The organism is Clostridioides sp. ES-S-0190-01, assembly GCF_020658275.1.
Classification (GTDB): domain Bacteria; phylum Bacillota; class Clostridia; order Peptostreptococcales; family Peptostreptococcaceae; genus Clostridioides.
In genome coordinates, this window is record NZ_JACVWA010000044.1 from 158,752 (window position 1) to 176,997 (window position 18,246).

The window sequence follows — 18,246 nt, forward strand, 5'->3', positions numbered from 1 at the left end:
CAAAACTAATACATATAACCTTGATTATATTATATCAAAACATTATAATTTTAGATAGTTCAAGGAGGTAGAAATTTATGATTGTTTTGTCATGTAACAACTTAAATAAAAGTTTTGGTATAGATTCTATATTGGAAAATATTAGTTTTACAGTAAATGAAGGCGATAAAATTGGTATAATTGGCATTAATGGTACTGGAAAAACTACTTTATTTAAAATAATATCAGGAATTTATGGCTATGATAGTGGAGATATTTACACTTCTAAAGATTGTGAAATCGGATATTTAGAACAAAATACCAATTTTTATTCGGATAATACCATTTTAGAAGAAGTGTTGGAAGTTTTTAAAGATTTGATAGATATGGAGTCCTATTTAAGAGAATTGGAAGTTAAAATATCTGAGGAAAGCACAAAAACAAACTCTCCAATTTTAGAAAAAATCATGGATGAATATTCACATAAGTTGGAATTATTTTCAGATTTAAATGGATATGGATATAAGTCTGAAGCTAAGGGAGTTTTAAAAGGATTAGGATTTAGTGACAATGATATGGATAAACCAATAAGTATACTTTCTGGTGGTGAAAAAACTAGGGTTCTTTTAGGAAAATTACTTCTTAAAAAACCAACTTTATTATTACTTGACGAGCCTACTAACCACTTAGATTCTGAAGCAATAGAATGGTTAGAAGTATTTTTAAAACAATACAAAGGTACTGTTATGCTAATATCTCATGATAGATATTTCTTAGACCAAGCTGTAAATAGAATTTTTGAAATTCACAATAAAAGACTTAGAGTATATAATGGTAACTATTCTAAATTTGTTGAACTGTCTAAAATAGAAAAAGAACTAGAACTAAAAAAATTCGAAGACCAACAAAAAGAAATAAAAAAACAAGAAGAATCTATTGAAAGACTAAAGGCGTATGGTCGGGAAAAGCACCTAAAACGTGCAAGAAGCAAAGAAAAAGCATTGGATAAAGTGGATGTTTTAGATAAGCCAGAAGCTTATAGAAAAAAAGCTCGTATACAATTTACTCCATCTGTTCAAAGTGGGAATGATGTCCTTCAAATTAGAGACGTCTCTATGGGATATGGAAAAAGAATACTTTTTAAAGATTTAAACTTAGACATATATAGAGGAGAGAAAGTTGCTCTCATAGGTGCAAATGGCATTGGTAAGTCTACATTATTTAAAATAATAACTAATGAGCTACAACCTATTAATGGTAATATTAAATTTGGAACTAATGTCCATGTTTCTTACTTCCATCAGGAACAAAAAACTCTTAATTTGGATAACACTATAATTGATGAAATTTGGGAAAACAATAATCATCTTACTCAAACCACTTTAAGAAATATGTTAGGAGCATTTTTATTTGTTGATGAAGAAGTTTTCAAGAAAATTTCTACATTAAGTGGTGGAGAAAGAGCTAGAGTGGCTATACTTAAACTTATATTATCAAATGCAAATTTCTTATTGTTAGATGAGCCTACTAACCATCTAGATATTGATTCTAAAGAGGTTCTTGAGGAAGCATTAACTAATTATGATGGTACTATATTTACAATATCACATGATAGATATTTTCTAAATACTGTTGTAGATAAGATTCTTGTTTTAGATGAAGATGGAGTTACTGAATATTTAGGTAACTATGATTATTATATTGATAAGAAAAGACAAGTTCAAGAAATGAGTATTGTTGAAGAGAAAGAAGAAAAAACAAGGACTCAAATAAAAGATGAAAAAAGAAAAGAAAGAGAGCAAAGAGAATCAGAAAAGAAAAATAGAATAAAAAGGCAAAGTATAGAAAAAGAAATTGAAAAACTAGAACTTAAAATTGAAGAATTAGATGTGCTATTGTGTCAAGAAGAAGTATACTCTAATCCTGAGAAAGCTAAAGAAGTCAGTCAAGAAAAAATCAGTTTAGAAAATGAACTTTCCTCTCTATATGATGAGTGGGAAGAGTTTATGTAAAAAGGAGAGGATTATTTGCAAGCATTGTTTTCTTTAAAGGATGAAAATAAAAGGTTTTACAAGATACTTCTATCTTTATGTATACCTATTATCATACAAAACTTAATTTCTACATCTGTAAATGTAATAGATACAGTTATGATAAGTAGTTTAGGTGAAGTATCTGTAGCTTCAGTTGGAGTTGCAAACCAATTTTTCTTTCTTTTTAATATGTCTCTGTCTGGTATTACAGGCGGGGCTGGAGTTTTTATTTCACAGTTTTATGGAAAAAAAGATATTAGTAATATAAGAAAGGTTACAGGTCTTACCTGTATATTAGCACTTGCTTTAAGCTTTGTATTTGTTATCCCTGCTCTACTAACACCAAAACCAATAATACACATATTTTCTTATGATTCAGAGGTTGTAAGACTTTGTATAGACTATTTTAGTATCGCAGTATTTAGTTATCCATTGATAGCTATAAGTACAGTGTTTAGTACTGGTTCTAGAGGTGTTAGGAATCCTAAGTTGGGTATGATTTGCAGTGCATTTGCTCTTGTAACAAATGTTATTTTAAATTATGGATTTATATTTGGTAATTTAGGGCTTCCTGCATTAGGCGTAAAAGGAGCTGCTTTAGCAACTGTAATTGCAAGAATATGCGAATTAATTTTAATGCTTACTTATGTGTATTTTTATAAAAAAGACTATATATTAAAATTTGGGTTGAAAAATCTAAAGGCTATCGATAGGATTTTTATCAAATCTTTTTCATCAAAGAGTTTCCCTATATTTGTAAATGACTCTGCATGGGCAGTTGGAACTGTCCTATATTCTGTTGCTTATTCAAGAGCAGGTACATCTGCTATAGCAGCAAGTCAAATAGCAACTAGTACAGGTAACTTCTTTATAATGACTGCTGTATGTATTGCATCTGGTGCATCTATTATGCTTGGTAATGAACTTGGTGCTGACCATATCAAAAGAGCCATTGAATATGCTAAGAAATTTTCTATACTAGTGTTTTTAGCTGGTTTAATACTTGGAGTTATTTTAATTTTAAATATCCCATTATTATTAAAGATGTTCAGTGTTTCTGATAGCTTGTCTTCTGATATAACTAAAATATTTTTTATAATGGGTATACTAATGGCTCTAAAATCATTTAATACATTAATTATAATTGGTATTTTGAGAAGTGGTGGAGATACTAAATATGCTCTATTTTTAGAATTAGGATGTATGTGGTTAGCTTCACTTCCTTTAACTTTTATAGCTGCATTCAAAGGTGCACCTATATTTATCCTTGTTCTACTCACTTACAGTGAAGAAGTTGTAAAATTTATATTTGGGGTACCTAGAGCATTATCTAAAAAATGGGCTATTAACATAGTTAAGGAAATTGATTAATAACAATAGTGTATTTTAGTAGTATATAATACTTTAAAATAGTATCACTGAAAACAGCTAAATTATTTCTAGTTTTCAGTGAAGCTATTTTTTATTTTTTATATAAATTATTATATTATATTTTAATTAAATAATAATAATATTAATAACTATTTATCTTCTAAAAATTCCTTTACTTCAAAGGCTAATCTATGTAATTTATCATAATTCAAAACTTCATATGTGCTATCTATTTTTTTAATTATACCCTTTTCAATTAAATTCAATAGGGAGTGGTATCTACTTTTTCTACTGATTGAATAAATTTCACTAAAATTACGAATATGCTTTGCTTTACATATACTATGCTCTTGTTTTTTTAGGATACAATAAGCAATAACTTCCGTACAAGAAAATAATTCTCTTACCATTCTAGTTTTGTACAACTCATATATTCTTCTTGTACATTTACTGTGAAATAATTCAATAAAATCTCTTTTAAGATATAACTCATCAAATACATCTTTTTTAAATCTAAATAATCTTATATTAGTTTTTGCAAATATATCACATTTCAAGTTATGTTCATATATATAACTAATTTTACCTATAAATTCATTTTCTGGTACAATATCAACAAGAAATTTATTTCCTCCTCTAGTGGAACATTCTACTAATGCAACTCCCTCTATTATAAAAAAGACTTCTTGCAAATCTTCATCTGATGCTACAAATCTTTGCCCTTTTTTATATTCAACAATGGATACTTGATTTAAATTATTTTTAATAATTGGGTATATGCTCGTCTCTTCTGCTTTCATTAAATTCTCCTTTTATGATATATTGTATAAAATATTCTATTCATATATTTTAATTTAGATTAATTTTTAACAAAAGATAATATAACAATTAAATTAATCTTGACAAATCTATTCTACTCAAGCAGAATAAACTTATACATATATATTTTCATATATTATTTATTTTAATATAATTCTATATTTATGAAATTGTATTATCAATAGAATTTGTTAAAATAAATTTTTTAGATGTATATTATAATTTAATCGAATAGAAATGAAAAATATACATACATTTTGAATTTTAAGCAACAATTAGGGGGATTTGGTGACAAGATTTAATTATAAGGAAGAAGGTTTCTATGTATGATTCTCAAAAAATCATATCTAGGCACCTTCTTTTTTGTATAAAACGCTATTAAATTTAAAATGTTATATATAAAGTTATTGATGTTATATAAAAAAGATATTAAAATTAAATTATTTTATAGTATTAATAATGTTTAATAGTTTAAGTATTAATATTATATAAGTTTTGTACAATTTTAGATACAATAAGATATATTGATTATGGAAATAACCTTCCTGTAAATATTATTAAAAACTATTTATTATATAAATAAGGAGAAATCAATGAAAAAATCAGTAGCTTTGGTAAATGATAGCAGAAAAGATTTAATAGATTTTTTGGAAAATAACTTAAAGTTAGTTTTTGGAGATTACATAAAAATTAACAGATACTTTATAGATGAAATAAATAATGATGATATTATAAATGATGATGTAATATTGGTAATGTCTGTAGAAAGATTAGACAAAATTATAAATAATATATTAGACAAGAAAAAAGTTATTGTAATAAGAAGAACTTTTAAGGAAGATAAAGTATATGATTTATTATCCTTACCACAAGGTACAAATGCTTTAATTGTAAATGATTCTGATGAAACTACTTTAGAGACTATAAGCTTATTTTATAAGATTGGAGTAACTAATATTAGACCAGTTCCATATATGAACGAAAATAATTATAAAGATATAAAGATAGCTATAACTCCAGGAGTTCCAGAAAAAGTCCCTAGTTCTATCTCAGATATTTTTGATTTAGGTCATAGATATATAGATATTTCTACCTTTATAGAAATAATAAACTTATTACAAATCGACTCAAAAGAAATACAATCTAATCTGGTTAAATACTCAGAAGAAATAATAAGTTTAGACACAGGTATAAAAGATAAATATAAAGAACTGTTTTTAAAGATAGAAGAATTAGATACAATATTGAACTTATCAAAAGATGGAATATTATTTACTTCAAAAGATGGTGTAATAAATACATATAATAGTAAAGTAAAAGACATCTTAAACATAAAAGAGGATATCTATGGTAAATATATTCAAGAAGTGTTTATAGATAGTTTAAAGGTTTTATTAAGTGAAAAAGAGATATTGGACAAGGTTATTATATTTGATAAAAAGTATATAAATGTAAATAAAAAAAACATATACAATAAAGATGAAAAAATGGGTACATATTACAGTTTACAAGAAATAACATACATAAAAAAGCTGGAACAAAATTTAACTAAAAAATTAAGAGAAAAAGGGCAAATAGCGAAATATACATTCAAAGATATAAAAACAAATAGCCCAAAGATGCTTGAATGCATAGATTTAGCTAAAAAAGTTTCTAAATCTGATTTAAGTATACTTATTAGAGGTGAAAGTGGAACTGGTAAAGAACTCATAGCCCAATCTATACACAATAATTCAACTAGAAAAAATCAGCCATTTATAGCAGTAAATTGCGCAGCTGTTCCTGAAAACTTACTAGAAAGTCAGTTATTTGGATATGATAAAGGTACTTTTACTGGGGGTCTAAAAGAAGGAAAACAGGGATTATTTGAATTAGCAAATAATGGAACTATATTCTTAGATGAAATTGGCGACATGCCCTTAGAACTACAAACAAAGCTACTTAGAGTTCTCCAAGAAAAACAAATAATGCCTGTTGGTTCTCATAATATAATTAACATAGATGTTAGAATCATATCGGCTACTAATAAAAACCTAGAACAAATGATTGATAATAGTAGATTTAGAGAGGATTTATATTATAGATTAAATACAATTCCAATAAATATACCTCCTTTAAGGGAGAGAAAAGAAGATATCTTAATTATTATGGAAGATTTAATTAATAAAAAGTTATTGATTACACCAGAGGCAAAAGAACTTATACAAAACTATAAATGGAAAGGTAATATAAGAGAACTCCAAAATGTAACCTCTTACTTAAATATTATGTGTGATGATATTGTACTTGAAAAGGACTTACCTCCAAACTTAAGGACTTTAGATAATAAGAATTCCCCATTAAAACTAAAGTATAATAAAAATGATATTTTAAATATAATAGAATTGTTGATTTTAAATAAAGAATCAGATGTTGGTATTGGTAGAGGACTAATTTTGCAAAGATTACTAGATAAAAATATTCAAATTACTGAAGGTAAAATAAAAAAAATATTTGAATATCTAAAAAAAGAAGAATTTATAATTTGTAATTCGGGAAGATATGGAAGTAAAATAACTCAAAAAGGAGAAATCTTTTATAGTAAATTAAAGTATGAAACTCTATAAGTTTATCAACTATTAAATAAAGAATCTATTAGGGAATAGTTTGTCTCCTTAGTAGATTTTTTTGTTTGCTAAATACATCAAAATTATAGTCTATTTTTATCTAATTAATAGGAATTAATAGGAATAGGATAAATAACAATTTTCCTATTTTTTTTATAAATACTCATATATAGTGCAATCTTTATCTAAAACAAAATTTTTTACTGAAAATTGCAATATAATATTTATTTTTCATACTTTCCATACAATATAATGATTTTTTTTATTCAATATTTTTATAAAAAACAAAATTCTTAAGTAAAAAAACATGGCATAATAATTGCTTAACTATATTAACAAGACAATAAAAAGTAATTGGAGGAATAAAAATGCAACCAGCTTTAAAATTAAAAAATCAAGTTAAAGAATTGGAAAAAGATTTTGTAATAGAAAGTTGTAATTCTATAAAACCTTGGTTAATAGATGTTAGAAGAGAATTACATAGAATACCAGAATTAGCTCTTGAGGAAAATCTTACAAAACAAAAAGTCATTTCTTATTTAAAAGAAATAGGAATTGATTATATGGAATTTACAAAACACAATGGAATTATGGCATACATTTTAAAAGAAAATGCAGATAAAACTATTTGTATAAGAGCAGATATGGATGCGCTTCCTATAGAAGAAGAAAACGATATACCTTATAAATCAATACATAATGGAAAAATGCACGCTTGTGGTCATGATGCGCATACAACAATGTTACTTGGAGCATGCAAAGTACTCTATTCAATGAAAGATAATCTAAATGTAAATGTAAAATTTTTATTTCAACCAGCAGAAGAAGGTTTTGGTGGAGCAAAGTTCTTGGTTGAGGATGGGTGTTTAGAAAACCCTAAAGCTGATTATATATTTGGGCTTCATGTCATGCCACACATTAAAACAGGATTTATTGAAACGAAATACGACACATTAAATGCAAGTGTTGATACTATAGAAATAAGTGTTAAGGGTAAAAGAGCTCATGGTGCGTATCCTGAAAATGGTATTGATGCAATAGTCACAGCTTCACAAATTGTTACATCACTACAAACCATAATAAGTAGAAACCTAGAACCAAATAATGCTGCAGTTTTGACTATAGGCAAAATATATGGTGGTGATGCACATAATGTAATATGTGAAGATGTAAAATTAGAGGGTACATTGAGAACTTTAAATAGCGAGACAAGAGATTTTGTAATTAATAAGATTACTAAAATTGTTGAAGATACAGCATCTGCATTTGGATGTATTGGAACATTACACGTGAGCGATGAAAATTACCCTGCTGTTATAAATGAAAGGGAATTAGTAGATACTGTTATTTCAAGTACTAAGGAATTACTTGGAGGAGAAAAATTTATACTGAGAGCAAACCCTTCATTAGGTGGTGAAGATTTTTCTTTTTATACAGAACATTGCAAAGGAGCATTCTTCCATTTAGGGTGCAAAAACGAGGAAAAAGGACTGACTTCACCTCTTCATACCTCTAAATTTAATGTAGATGAGGATTGTCTTCCAATAGGAGTTATGATGCATGTAATGAATACTTTATATTTTAATTAATATGGTAATTAATAAAAGAATAGGAGATAAATTAATATGGAAAAAGCTAAAAAATTAGGGTTATTTAGTATGATATTATTAGGAATTAATAGTATCATAGGTTCAGGTATATTCTTACTACCAGGTAAAGTTTACAATCTAGCGAGCCAAAATAGTATATTTATATATATTTTTGCTACACTTCTGGTTCTATCAATACTTTTATGTTTTGCAGAGGCTGGAAGTATATTTGACAAAAATGGAGGTGCATATTTATACTCCAAAAAGGCATTTGGTGATTTTATAGGTTTTGAAGTTGGTACAATGTCTTGGGTTATTAGAATCATATCATGGTCTACACTAGCAGTAGGATTTGCAACAGCTTTAGGTGCATTTTGGCCAGAAGCTGCTACTGAATATAAAGGATATATCGCAGTGGCATTAGTAACATTACTTTCAATAAATAGCTTATTTGGAATTAAAAGTACAAAGATAATGAATAATGTAATAACCATAGCTAAATTAGTACCATTAATAGTTTTTGTAATAGTAGGAATATTCTTTATAAAATTTGGTAATGTTGTTCCTTCAGGCAATGTTGTAAATTCTAGTATAGGACCAGCTATAATATTAGTATTTTACGCGTTTACTGGATTTGAATCATTTGTTGTAGCAAGTGGAGAAATGGATAATCCTAAAAAAAATCTTCCAATAGCATTAATAACTACAATATTTATATGTGCAATAATTTATATCTTAATTCAAGTTGTCTGTATGGGTATACTTGGAGACAAATTATTTGAAAATAGTATTCCAATCGCAGACGCTTCAAGCGTATTTTTAGGCAATTATGGTAAAGTATTTATATCTGTAGCAACATTAATATCTATATTTGGAATAAATATAGGTTCTTCAATAGTAACTCCCAAGTGTGGTTCTGCTCTAGCAGAAGAAGGCTCTCTTCCAGCATTTATAGGAAAAACAAATAAATATGATGCTCCATATGTAGCAATAATAATATCTTTAATCTTCTGCATACCACTTGTATTAACTGGAAGTTTTGAACAGCTTGCAGTAATGAGTGTAATTGCCAGATTTGCTCAATACATACCAACTTGTTTAGCCGTAATAGTTTTAAGAAAAAGAGCAGATATCCAGGCTTCATTTAAAATTCCTTTTGGCCCTGTTATACCAACAGTAGCTATATTAGGTAGTTTATGGCTGTTACAACAAGCTTGGGTTGAAGATATGTCAAAACCTATAACTCAAAATAGGGTTTTGATAGGATTAGGAGCAATGTTATTGATAGTACCTTTATATGTACTTATGAAAAAAAATAAAAAAATTGAATGTGAGTGCAAAGATAAGTCAGAAGATTCAAAATTATATATTCCAAGAGAAAAAATTCAGTAATATTTTATAGATTGCTTGACATTCTTTTTTATTTAAAATCTATAGAAAAAGTTAATAAAGACCTAAACTTTATTATTTACACAAAGTTTAGGCCTTTATTTTTTCTAATAAGTAACATATATCAAATACTATAATCAAACATCAAAATTCAAACAAGTTTCAGGTTCATCTTCTATTTTTGCTATTTTAAACTTACATGCAATTAATGCTAGAGATACCAATGGATTTATGATATTTAATAATGCATATGGACCATACGTTAATGCAGATACACCTAATGTTGCTGTTATATACGCTCCACATGTATTCCATGGTACCAATGGAGAACTTAAAGTTCCACTATCTTCTAAAGCTCTTGATAACATCTTAGGATGTATACCTCTCTTTTTATATTCCTTATTATACATTCTTCCTGGTATAACTATAGACAAGTATTGTTCTCCTGCTATTATGTTAGTAACTGTGCAAGTTACCATTGTACATAATACTGTTCCAAATACACCCTTTGCTAACCTTAGTAAAGAAGAAGCTACTGCTTCAAGCATGCCTGTTTTTTCTAAAATACCTCCAAGAGATAAGGCACATATTGTTAAAGATACAGTAGACATCATATTCATAATCCCACCTTTAGACAATAAAGCATCTACCTCTTCTACTTGTGTTGATGAAACATATCCATTTTGTGCTGCATCTAATATTACATTCATAGATTCTCCTTGGAAAACTACTGCAAACAATACTCCTAATACAGCACCTACTATAAGCCCTGGTATAGCAGGAACTTTGAATATAACCAATCCAATTACTATTGCTGGAGCTAATAATAATACTGGTGATAAAGTATTAAATGTAGAATCTAATGTAGACCTAATTAGCTCTATCTGTTTTATATCTAATGCTTGACCTGAATACTTCATTCCGATTACACCATAAATTACTAGGCAAATTAATAATGATGGTATAGTTGAATATAACATATATTTTATATGTGTAAACAAATCTGTTCCTGCCATTGCTGGTGCTAAGTTAGTCGTTTCAGATAAAGGTGATAGTTTATCTCCAAAGTAAGCTCCAGATATTATAGAACCCACTATTAATCCAGTTGGCATACCTAAACTTTGCCCAATTCCTAAAAGTGCCACGCCTACTGTACCCATTGTACTCCAAGATGACCCTGTTGCAAGAGACACTATTGAGCAGACTAATGTGGATGCTACTAAAAAAATATTTGGTGATAAAATTTTTAGTCCCCAGTAAATCATACATGGAACTACTCCACTTACTATCCAAGTTCCTATAAGCACACCTATTATAATTATGATTAAGATTGCTTGCATTGCCATCTTTATACTATTAAACATACTTAATTCTAGGTCTTTCCATTTAAATCCAAGCCTATATACAGCTACAAGGCCTGCTACTGCTGCAGCTCCTATTAGTGGTACATGAGGTGATGAGCCATACATTAATACCCCTAAACTTAAAAATAATATCAAGCAAGTAATTGGTATCATTGCATCAAACAGATTTGCTTTTCTACATTCTCGCTCTTTCATAAAATAATTTCCTCCTAATTATTTGAACACTATACTATAATTTTCTTTGAAACATATTCGCTTGTACTAGATGACATGATACCTCCATAAGTTAATAAAAAATCTACATTGTCGCCTAATTTATAATCACATTTTGTATTACTTACATCTAATATCATGTGGTCTGAACTTGCCCCTAATATCTCTATATCAGTGTCTATTGGAATTAAAGAGTCAATATTTATGTCCTGCTTACCTATGGCTATAATTGCCCTTTTTAAGATTCCTTTATCTTCATAAACAGGTTTATTTCTAAACGCATCAACTCCTATTTCTCCAATAGGAACTGATGGTTTTTCTTTACATTCAACTATTTGACATATTAATTTGAATACATCTTGATATGTCCCATTTATATTTTTACCGTATGCCGTTTCTCTACCAAGTAAAATAGATTCACCTATTCTCAAATTATTAATACCTTCTGGCATATTATTACTTGTCATTAAATGTATAGAACTTGAATTACCTCCTGATACTATTTCTAGATTTATTCCAAATTTACCTTCTATCTTTTGAGCTATACTTACTAGCCTACCTGTATTTTCTTTAGATGGTATAATAGCTCCATAACAAGTTAAGTTTGTAGCTATACCAATTATTTTAATATTTTTTAGTTTTACTATCTCTTTTATACTATTAAAGAGGTCTTCTTCATAAAAATACCCTTCTCGTAAATCTCCTAAGTCAAACATAAGAACTATATTATGAATAATATTTTTACTTTCACATAATTCATTTAATTTCTTTATAGTTTCTAATTCTGAGTTAAAACTTATATCACAATAATTGATAACTTCTTCTAGTTCACTTATCATGGGTATTCTAATTAGTATTTTAGGTAAATTTATATTTTGTAACTTTTTTAAGTTTTGTATTCTTGAATCTGCTATATGATCTATTCCTTCATTATATACTGCTTCTACTATTTCTTTTCGTGCACAAAATGATTTAGTTACGAAAGATACTTTAATGTTTCTTTCATGACAACTCTGTAAAATTACTTTAGCATTATGTCTTAATTTTTCTATATCTATTTCTAATCTAGGGTACATAGTCTTTCCTCCTTGAAGTTTAAACTTTTTAGTAGGAGCTTAAGAGATGCTTCTTCGTATTTTTTAGATAAAACCCCCATAGATGCCATAATATAGTCATTATCTATCAATATCTTTGTTTTTTCCTTTGGAAATAGTAATTCTTTATTTTTATTGTATTTAGTTATACCATCTAATATTTTAATTCTACTAGGGAGCCTAGTAAGTGCTCCCCCTGTACCCACTATATATCTTACTTCTGTTAAATCTTTTCCTTCTGCAATTTTGGTTTTTCCAGTTGTTCCATAAATATTTCTTATTTTCCCTGAATGCCTTAACATAGCTTTAATAACAGCTTCTTTTGTCAATCTCTCCACAAATAATATTTCTTCTTTTGATTTTGGTATTGGTGGATAATTATCTATTACTTTATCAATATCTATAGATAATTCATTTTGTAAATTTTCTTTACCTATAACTTCTACTATATTTTTCATATTTACATATACACCTAAATCTCCCTCAACACTTCTCTTAGCTACAGGTTCAGGATTAACTAATATTTTATTAATATAGTCACTCCCATATGTAACAGAATGCACATCAGTAGTTGCTCCACCTACATCTAGAGTTAATAAATCTCCAATATTTTTATATAAAAGTTTAGAAGCTTCCATTACAGCCCCTGGAGTTGGGGTAATATTTTCATTAACCATTTCTTTGATATACCTCATTCCTGGCGCTGTAGTTATGTGGTCTTCAAACACACCTTGAATGATTTTTCTTGTAGGTTCTATATTCAATAAATCTATTTTAGGGTATACATTTTCTGTTATATAAAGCTTATAATTCGTATCTTCAAATATTAACCTTACTTCTTCTTGATTTTCAACATTACCAGCATATATAACTGGTATACCTAAACTCATAGAAGCTATCATTTCAGCATTATAAATAGCTGTATCTCTTTCTCCATAGTCAACTCCACCAGCTATTAAGATTATGTTGGGATTTATTTCTTTTATTTTCTTTAAATCAGTTCTTTTAATTCTACCTGATGTTACTTGACGAATAACAGCTCCAGCTCCTAGAGCAGCTTCTTTAGCTGCTTTTACTGTCATATCATACACTAATCCATGAACAGTCATTTTTAATCCACCAGCTGCACTAGAAGTTGCAAACATATCATTATACTTTATATCATCTACAGATAATTTATTAGCTAAATCTTTAATAGCACCCGATAAGCCATTTCTTACATCGCCACCTTCAAATACTGTTGTTGGAGCCTGACCTTGACCCGAAAATACAGGATTATCAGAATCAATATTATGGAAAGCGTTTACTACAGTGGTAGTACTTCCTATTTCAGCTACCAACACATCTATTTTTAAAGAAACTTTTTTATTCTCCATTATTTATTATTCATTTCTCTTCTTTTTTCAACTAAGAAAGTGGCTACATGTATACCTTTGCTGTTTCTTCCAAATCCAGCATCTATTCCTTGTTCAATGGCTATTTCAGGTGTTACCTGTGTTCCTCCACAAGCAATCATTACTTTATCTCTTATACCTTTTTCTACACAATAATCGTGTAATTTCTTCATATTTTTATAATGAATATCATCATGACTTATTATTGTAGATGCAAGTATTGCATCTGCATTTAGCTCTATTGCTGCGTCTACTAATTTTTCTACAGGTACAGAAGTTCCCAAGTAATGACATTCTATACCATATTTTTCAATACCACCATGTTTTATATCTATTATTTCTCTTAAACCAACTGAGTGTTCGTCTTCTCCAACTGTAGCTGAAACTATTTTCATAGGCTTTTCTTCTATATCTGCTCTTATTTCTTCATCAGTTAGTACTTTAGGTTCTTCTGGTATTACTAAGTCATTTAAATCTATATCAAATGGAACTCTTCCCTTCACTTCTATCCTAGTGCCTTCGGATTCATGCATAACTTCTCTACTTATAACTTCAACTTCTTGTAAATTCATTTTTTTGACAAATTCCAATGCTGCAAACTCAGCTGTTCTTTTATCAGTAGGAAGCATCATTGTTATCATCACAATTCCATCTGCACACCATTCCATTTCAGGTTTGATTTTAGTTCCACCTCTGTATTCCTCTGATTCTTTTAGTCTATTTTCTACATTATCAAAATCATCAAGTTCATCGATATATATTATTTTGTTTGGATTTTCAAATGTACATCCATCTATTAATATTGATGGATTATCTATAGCTTTTTCATCACATTGAGCTACATTATTGTATCCAAAGTGAGCAGTTACAGGTGCTAAATAATCTTTATCTCTTTCATAAACAGTACCCTCACCAACTCCGCCTTTTATTTTTCTAGATATACCATCACCATTTCTTTCTGGATAATTTCCTGAGTCAACGAAGAATCCTTGTTCTACTGATTCAAAATATCCTCCAACTTCAAAGATTTCTTCCATATATAGTACAGCTCTTTCTTTAAGCTCTCTTGCTTTGTATCTTAATTCTCCAACATCCTTAAGTTCTATCATATCCATAAGACCATCCATGCCAACTAAAGCTTGCTTTGCTGTATCACATGCTTCTATGTTGTATATATGCCAAGGTACATTTCTACCTTCGTCAGGTGTTATAGTTGATTGTATGTCAGCTCTAGTTAGTACTGATGTTAATAAATTTAATACATGAGTAACTGTTGCTTCTCTAGTTGATGATTCCATATATTTAGTATTCATTTGAGCTCTCATCTTATAATCACTAAATAATTCTCTAAGTGCAACAGCATAAGGTAAGTCTATTCTTAAACATGGTGCTGGAGGGGCTGTTGGTGGCACTGTTGATAAGCATATATTACTTTTATCTATTCCTATTTTTTCTGAAAATATAGAATTTAAAGCGTGTTGAACCATAAGTTCAGGCATTACCTTCCATGCTTCTCTAGCCGTAGCATTAGCATTATGTGCTCCATCTATTTGAGCTATATTTGCAAAAGCCATTATTTGCTTAGCTTCACAAGCATCTACAAAAGATCTTACCATGTTTATATTTCTATATAGAACATTATATTGTGGGTCTTGATGTGCTCCATTGACCCCTTCTTCAGCAAACATTACTGCTACTTCAGGACCCGCAACACCACTTACATATGAATGGTAATTAATAGGTCTACCAACTTCTTCTTCTATAAAGTCAAGAGCTTTTCTTTGAGCTCTTACTTGTTTTCTTGTTATTGGAACACCTCCTATACCTTGAGGGGTTCCTTCTATAAGTCCGTCAAAATGTGATTGCCCAGCAGTTCTAATGACCATTAAGTGGTCAGCACCGTGATGAGCTGCCATCCTCATTCTTCTTATATCATCTTCAAATCTTCCAGAAGCTATTTCAGTAGTAATAATTGGGCTTGGTTGAGGGTCTATATTATTAAAATATTTAGATGATGGTAACCCTACACTCTTCTTTAAAGGTTTTGTACAGTCTTTATATTCAAAAGGTCCCATTTCAAGATTTTCCAAGTGTTCTCTCCAAACCCAACCTCTTCTTTTTGGTTTATATTTATCCAAATCTTTTAATATATAGTCTATATCTAATTTTTTATTTTCCTTTAACATGATTCTACCCCTTCTCTAAATAAACATGTAACTTCATCCCAATATTCACCATTAACTAATAATAAACCAGCTTCTCTAACTGATATATTTTTAGATTTAGCAAGCTTATAAACTACATGCCCTGCTCCCTTACCTATAAGACCTCTTTCCATAACACCTTCTAAAATAGGTTTTACCTCAAGAGAAGAAAATCCCATTCTTAACAAAACAGACCTTTCTATTGATGGCGTTGTATTCTTTTTGCCAAGGTCTATCATTGGTTCTACTATCTGGGCAGCTAAACTCCAAAATCTTTCTTTTAACTCATCATCGCTCAATTTCTGAAGATGTTTTCTTCTAACCTCAAAATCATCCTCTCTTTTTTTCATGAACATTCCCCCATTCATATTAATTTAAGTGAATTTTCCAACTATTCATTTCATGTTAAATTAAAAAATAGTAATTATTATAAATTATCTAACGTATCAATAACAAAATCTCTTGAACTTTTTACTTCTTTCATTAGAAACTCTATATCTTCATTACTTAGACTATTAACATCATCAATACCATTATGAGATATACAATTTTTTATAAATGATTTTCTTATTTTATTTATGTCGATATCAACACATTTTAATAATTCTGGTCTTTCTGGTAATATTAAGTTTACTCCTGCAATTTCTTCTCTTGGATTTCCAAATTTTATATCTATTCCATTTTCTTTTGCAAATGTAAGCTGTGGACATATGTGTTTACCTGCACCTGTATACTCTGTCTCTTGTACTACTACAACTTTATCTTCATCCAATTCTTGTGCTAAGGAAAATGCTGCTGCTAAAGATGTATTTCCAGCAGGTCCTCTTTCTATACCTTCCAACTGTGCCAATAATTCAGTTGTATAGAAAACTTCTCCTTGTTTTACTAACACATATCTGTCCATATATCTAAGTGGTCTAGCTGCAGACCTAGGTACATCTGACCTATCAGGCCATGTACAGAATGGTATACCAAAACCTGTATGTCCTGTTGTAAATGATTTTTTATTAAATTGACTATCACTAGCCATGTGTAATCCTTTTAAATCAACACTTGCTCCAACTACTTTTGTGTTAAGAGAACCAGCTTTTATTAGTCCTCTTGCTGTTCCAGTGAGATTACCTCCACCTGCATTTGTACAAACAACTACATCAGGGTCTTTTTTATATTTTTCTCTAAATTGAATAGCTAGCTCATATCCTAAAGTTTCTACACCTGCAATTCCAAATGGTGAATATAACGATGCGTTAAAATAGCTTGTTTCTTCTAGTAGGACTAAGAATGTATAAAATAATTCTGGTCCAACAGTTAATTGAATAACTTCTGCACCATATGCCTCACATTTTCTTGCTTTCTCTATAATCTCAGGTTGACCTAGACCATTAGAATCATAACATTCTTGAACTATTATACATTTTAAACCCTGCATTGCTGCCTGAGATGCTACAGCTGCTCCATAGTTACCACTAGTAGCTGCTATTACACCTTTATATCCCATTTTTTTAGCATGATATACTGCAGTAGCTGCTCTTCTTGCTTTAAAACTACCAGATGCATTCATTGCTTCATCTTTTACAAATATTCTAGCACCTTTACCTTCTGGAGCACATCTTCTGGCCAACTTAGTTAAATTTTTAAGTTCTATTATAGGAGTATTTCCAACAGCATATTGTGATTGAATTGCTTCAATATCTTGTAATGTATATCCTGTTTCACCCATCATTTTTTCATAGTCAAATCCTATTCCTTCTTGTTCAAAAGATGAGTAATCCAATCCAATTGCGTTTTTCATTATTTCATTGTTTCTTCCCATGACAGCTTGATAGCTCATATCTTTCATTGATGCTGCATTATTCATTATATACACCTCCAAATAATATTTCTTTAGCCTGTATTCCTATTTGGAGTAACTCAGGTATACATTTACCATAATCATGAGTATAATATGGATTTACTTTAAGTAAATCACCTTTTACAAGTCTACCCGTAATTGTTTTAACTTCTACTAAATCACCTATAGAGGCATCCTTTTGTATAAACCCTTTAACCCACATTTCTAAGGATACTTTCTTAGTATCCTCTGGAACTTGTGGAGCTCTTTCTTCTGGAGTCAACACTATATTGTGTATAATAACCCAATCATTAATTTTAGCATCCATTTTTTCATCCCCTTATCAGCTAACTGTTATTT

At 29.2% G+C, this 18,246-nt stretch carries 13 protein-coding genes; 5 read left to right on the forward strand and 8 right to left on the reverse strand.

Features of this window, described 5'->3' with window-relative positions:
- Positions 1–77: 77 nt before the first annotated feature.
- Together IC214_RS17970 and IC214_RS17975 are read left to right on the forward strand one after the other, a co-directional pair.
- Positions 78–1,991 (forward strand): ABC-F family ATP-binding cassette domain-containing protein, encoded by a 1,914-nt coding sequence (locus tag IC214_RS17970; RefSeq protein ID WP_227483540.1) that lies wholly within the window; start codon positions 78–80, stop codon positions 1,989–1,991.
- Between the two features lie 15 nt (positions 1,992–2,006).
- On the forward strand, positions 2,007–3,383 hold the full coding sequence (locus tag IC214_RS17975; protein WP_227834959.1) for an MATE family efflux transporter: 1,377 nt from the start codon (positions 2,007–2,009) through the stop codon (positions 3,381–3,383).
- 149 nt (positions 3,384–3,532) lie between these two features.
- On the opposite strand, the gene IC214_RS17980 is transcribed toward IC214_RS17975, so the two are convergent.
- Complete coding sequence (locus IC214_RS17980) at positions 3,533–4,183, reverse strand: Crp/Fnr family transcriptional regulator (protein WP_227434583.1); 651 nt, start codon at positions 4,181–4,183, stop codon at positions 3,533–3,535.
- A 612-nt stretch (positions 4,184–4,795) separates the two neighbouring features.
- Here IC214_RS17980 and IC214_RS17985 point away from each other — a divergent pair.
- From IC214_RS17985 to IC214_RS17995, 3 genes are all read left to right on the forward strand, one after another.
- Positions 4,796–6,808, forward strand: a complete 2,013-nt coding sequence (locus IC214_RS17985) for a sigma 54-interacting transcriptional regulator (RefSeq protein WP_227863097.1) — start codon at positions 4,796–4,798, stop codon at positions 6,806–6,808.
- 368 nt (positions 6,809–7,176) lie between these two features.
- A complete protein-coding gene (locus tag IC214_RS17990) occupies positions 7,177–8,397 on the forward strand; it encodes a M20 family metallopeptidase (protein WP_227863096.1) in 1,221 nt (406 codons plus the stop codon).
- 36 nt (positions 8,398–8,433) lie between these two features.
- A complete protein-coding gene (locus IC214_RS17995) occupies positions 8,434–9,789 on the forward strand; it encodes an APC family permease (RefSeq protein WP_227863095.1) in 1,356 nt (451 codons plus the stop codon).
- Positions 9,790–9,923: 134 nt separating this feature from the next.
- Here the strand turns inward: IC214_RS17995 and nhaC are convergent, their stop codons facing one another.
- The 7 genes from nhaC to ortA form a co-directional block, all read right to left on the reverse strand.
- Positions 9,924–11,345 carry a Na+/H+ antiporter NhaC gene (nhaC, locus tag IC214_RS18000; RefSeq protein ID WP_227434580.1) on the reverse strand — a complete coding sequence of 474 codons (1,422 nt, stop codon included), beginning with the start codon at positions 11,343–11,345 and terminating at the stop codon, positions 9,924–9,926.
- Positions 11,346–11,374: 29 nt separating this feature from the next.
- On the reverse strand, positions 11,375–12,439 hold the full coding sequence (gene orr, locus IC214_RS18005) for an ornithine racemase Orr (protein ID WP_227483545.1): 1,065 nt from the start codon (positions 12,437–12,439) through the stop codon (positions 11,375–11,377).
- Entirely contained in the window at positions 12,424–13,833 is a 1,410-nt protein-coding gene (locus IC214_RS18010; protein ID WP_227483546.1) for a GlmL-related ornithine degradation protein, read from the reverse strand. Before IC214_RS18010 ends, orr begins: the two co-directional genes overlap by 16 nt.
- Complete coding sequence (oraE, locus tag IC214_RS18015; protein WP_227866863.1) at positions 13,833–16,037, reverse strand: D-ornithine 4,5-aminomutase subunit OraE; 2,205 nt, start codon at positions 16,035–16,037, stop codon at positions 13,833–13,835. The genes IC214_RS18010 and oraE overlap by 1 nt, the downstream gene beginning before the upstream one ends.
- On the reverse strand, positions 16,031–16,405 hold the full coding sequence (locus IC214_RS18020; protein ID WP_227434576.1) for an ornithine aminomutase subunit alpha: 375 nt from the start codon (positions 16,403–16,405) through the stop codon (positions 16,031–16,033). The genes oraE and IC214_RS18020 overlap by 7 nt, the downstream gene beginning before the upstream one ends.
- 77 nt (positions 16,406–16,482) lie before the next feature.
- Positions 16,483–17,913, reverse strand: a complete 1,431-nt coding sequence (gene ortB / locus IC214_RS18025) for a 2-amino-4-oxopentanoate thiolase subunit OrtB (protein ID WP_227483548.1) — start codon at positions 17,911–17,913, stop codon at positions 16,483–16,485.
- Entirely contained in the window at positions 17,906–18,214 is a 309-nt protein-coding gene (gene ortA / locus IC214_RS18030; RefSeq protein WP_227831446.1) for a 2-amino-4-oxopentanoate thiolase subunit OrtA, read from the reverse strand. Before ortA ends, ortB begins: the two co-directional genes overlap by 8 nt.
- Between the last annotated feature and the right edge of the window lie 32 nt (positions 18,215–18,246).

Bases quoted from the DNA above. Each gene is read 5' to 3' on its own strand.
- IC214_RS17970 (WP_227483540.1), top strand. From the start codon at position 78: ATGATTGTTTTGTCATGTAACAACTTAAATAAAAGTTTTGGTATAGAT.
- IC214_RS17980 (WP_227434583.1), bottom strand. From the start codon at position 4,183: ATGAAAGCAGAAGAGACGAGCATATACCCAATTATTAAAAATAATTTA.
- IC214_RS17985 (WP_227863097.1), top strand. From the start codon at position 4,796: ATGAAAAAATCAGTAGCTTTGGTAAATGATAGCAGAAAAGATTTAATA.
- IC214_RS17990 (WP_227863096.1), top strand. From the start codon at position 7,177: ATGCAACCAGCTTTAAAATTAAAAAATCAAGTTAAAGAATTGGAAAAA.
- IC214_RS17995 (WP_227863095.1), top strand. From the start codon at position 8,434: ATGGAAAAAGCTAAAAAATTAGGGTTATTTAGTATGATATTATTAGGA.
- nhaC (WP_227434580.1), bottom strand. From the start codon at position 11,345: ATGAAAGAGCGAGAATGTAGAAAAGCAAATCTGTTTGATGCAATGATA.
- orr (WP_227483545.1), bottom strand. From the start codon at position 12,439: ATGTACCCTAGATTAGAAATAGATATAGAAAAATTAAGACATAATGCT.
- IC214_RS18010 (WP_227483546.1), bottom strand. From the start codon at position 13,833: ATGGAGAATAAAAAAGTTTCTTTAAAAATAGATGTGTTGGTAGCTGAA.
- oraE (WP_227866863.1), bottom strand. From the start codon at position 16,037: ATGTTAAAGGAAAATAAAAAATTAGATATAGACTATATATTAAAAGAT.
- IC214_RS18020 (WP_227434576.1), bottom strand. From the start codon at position 16,405: ATGAAAAAAAGAGAGGATGATTTTGAGGTTAGAAGAAAACATCTTCAG.
- ortB (WP_227483548.1), bottom strand. From the start codon at position 17,913: ATGAATAATGCAGCATCAATGAAAGATATGAGCTATCAAGCTGTCATG.
- ortA (WP_227831446.1), bottom strand. From the start codon at position 18,214: ATGGATGCTAAAATTAATGATTGGGTTATTATACACAATATAGTGTTG.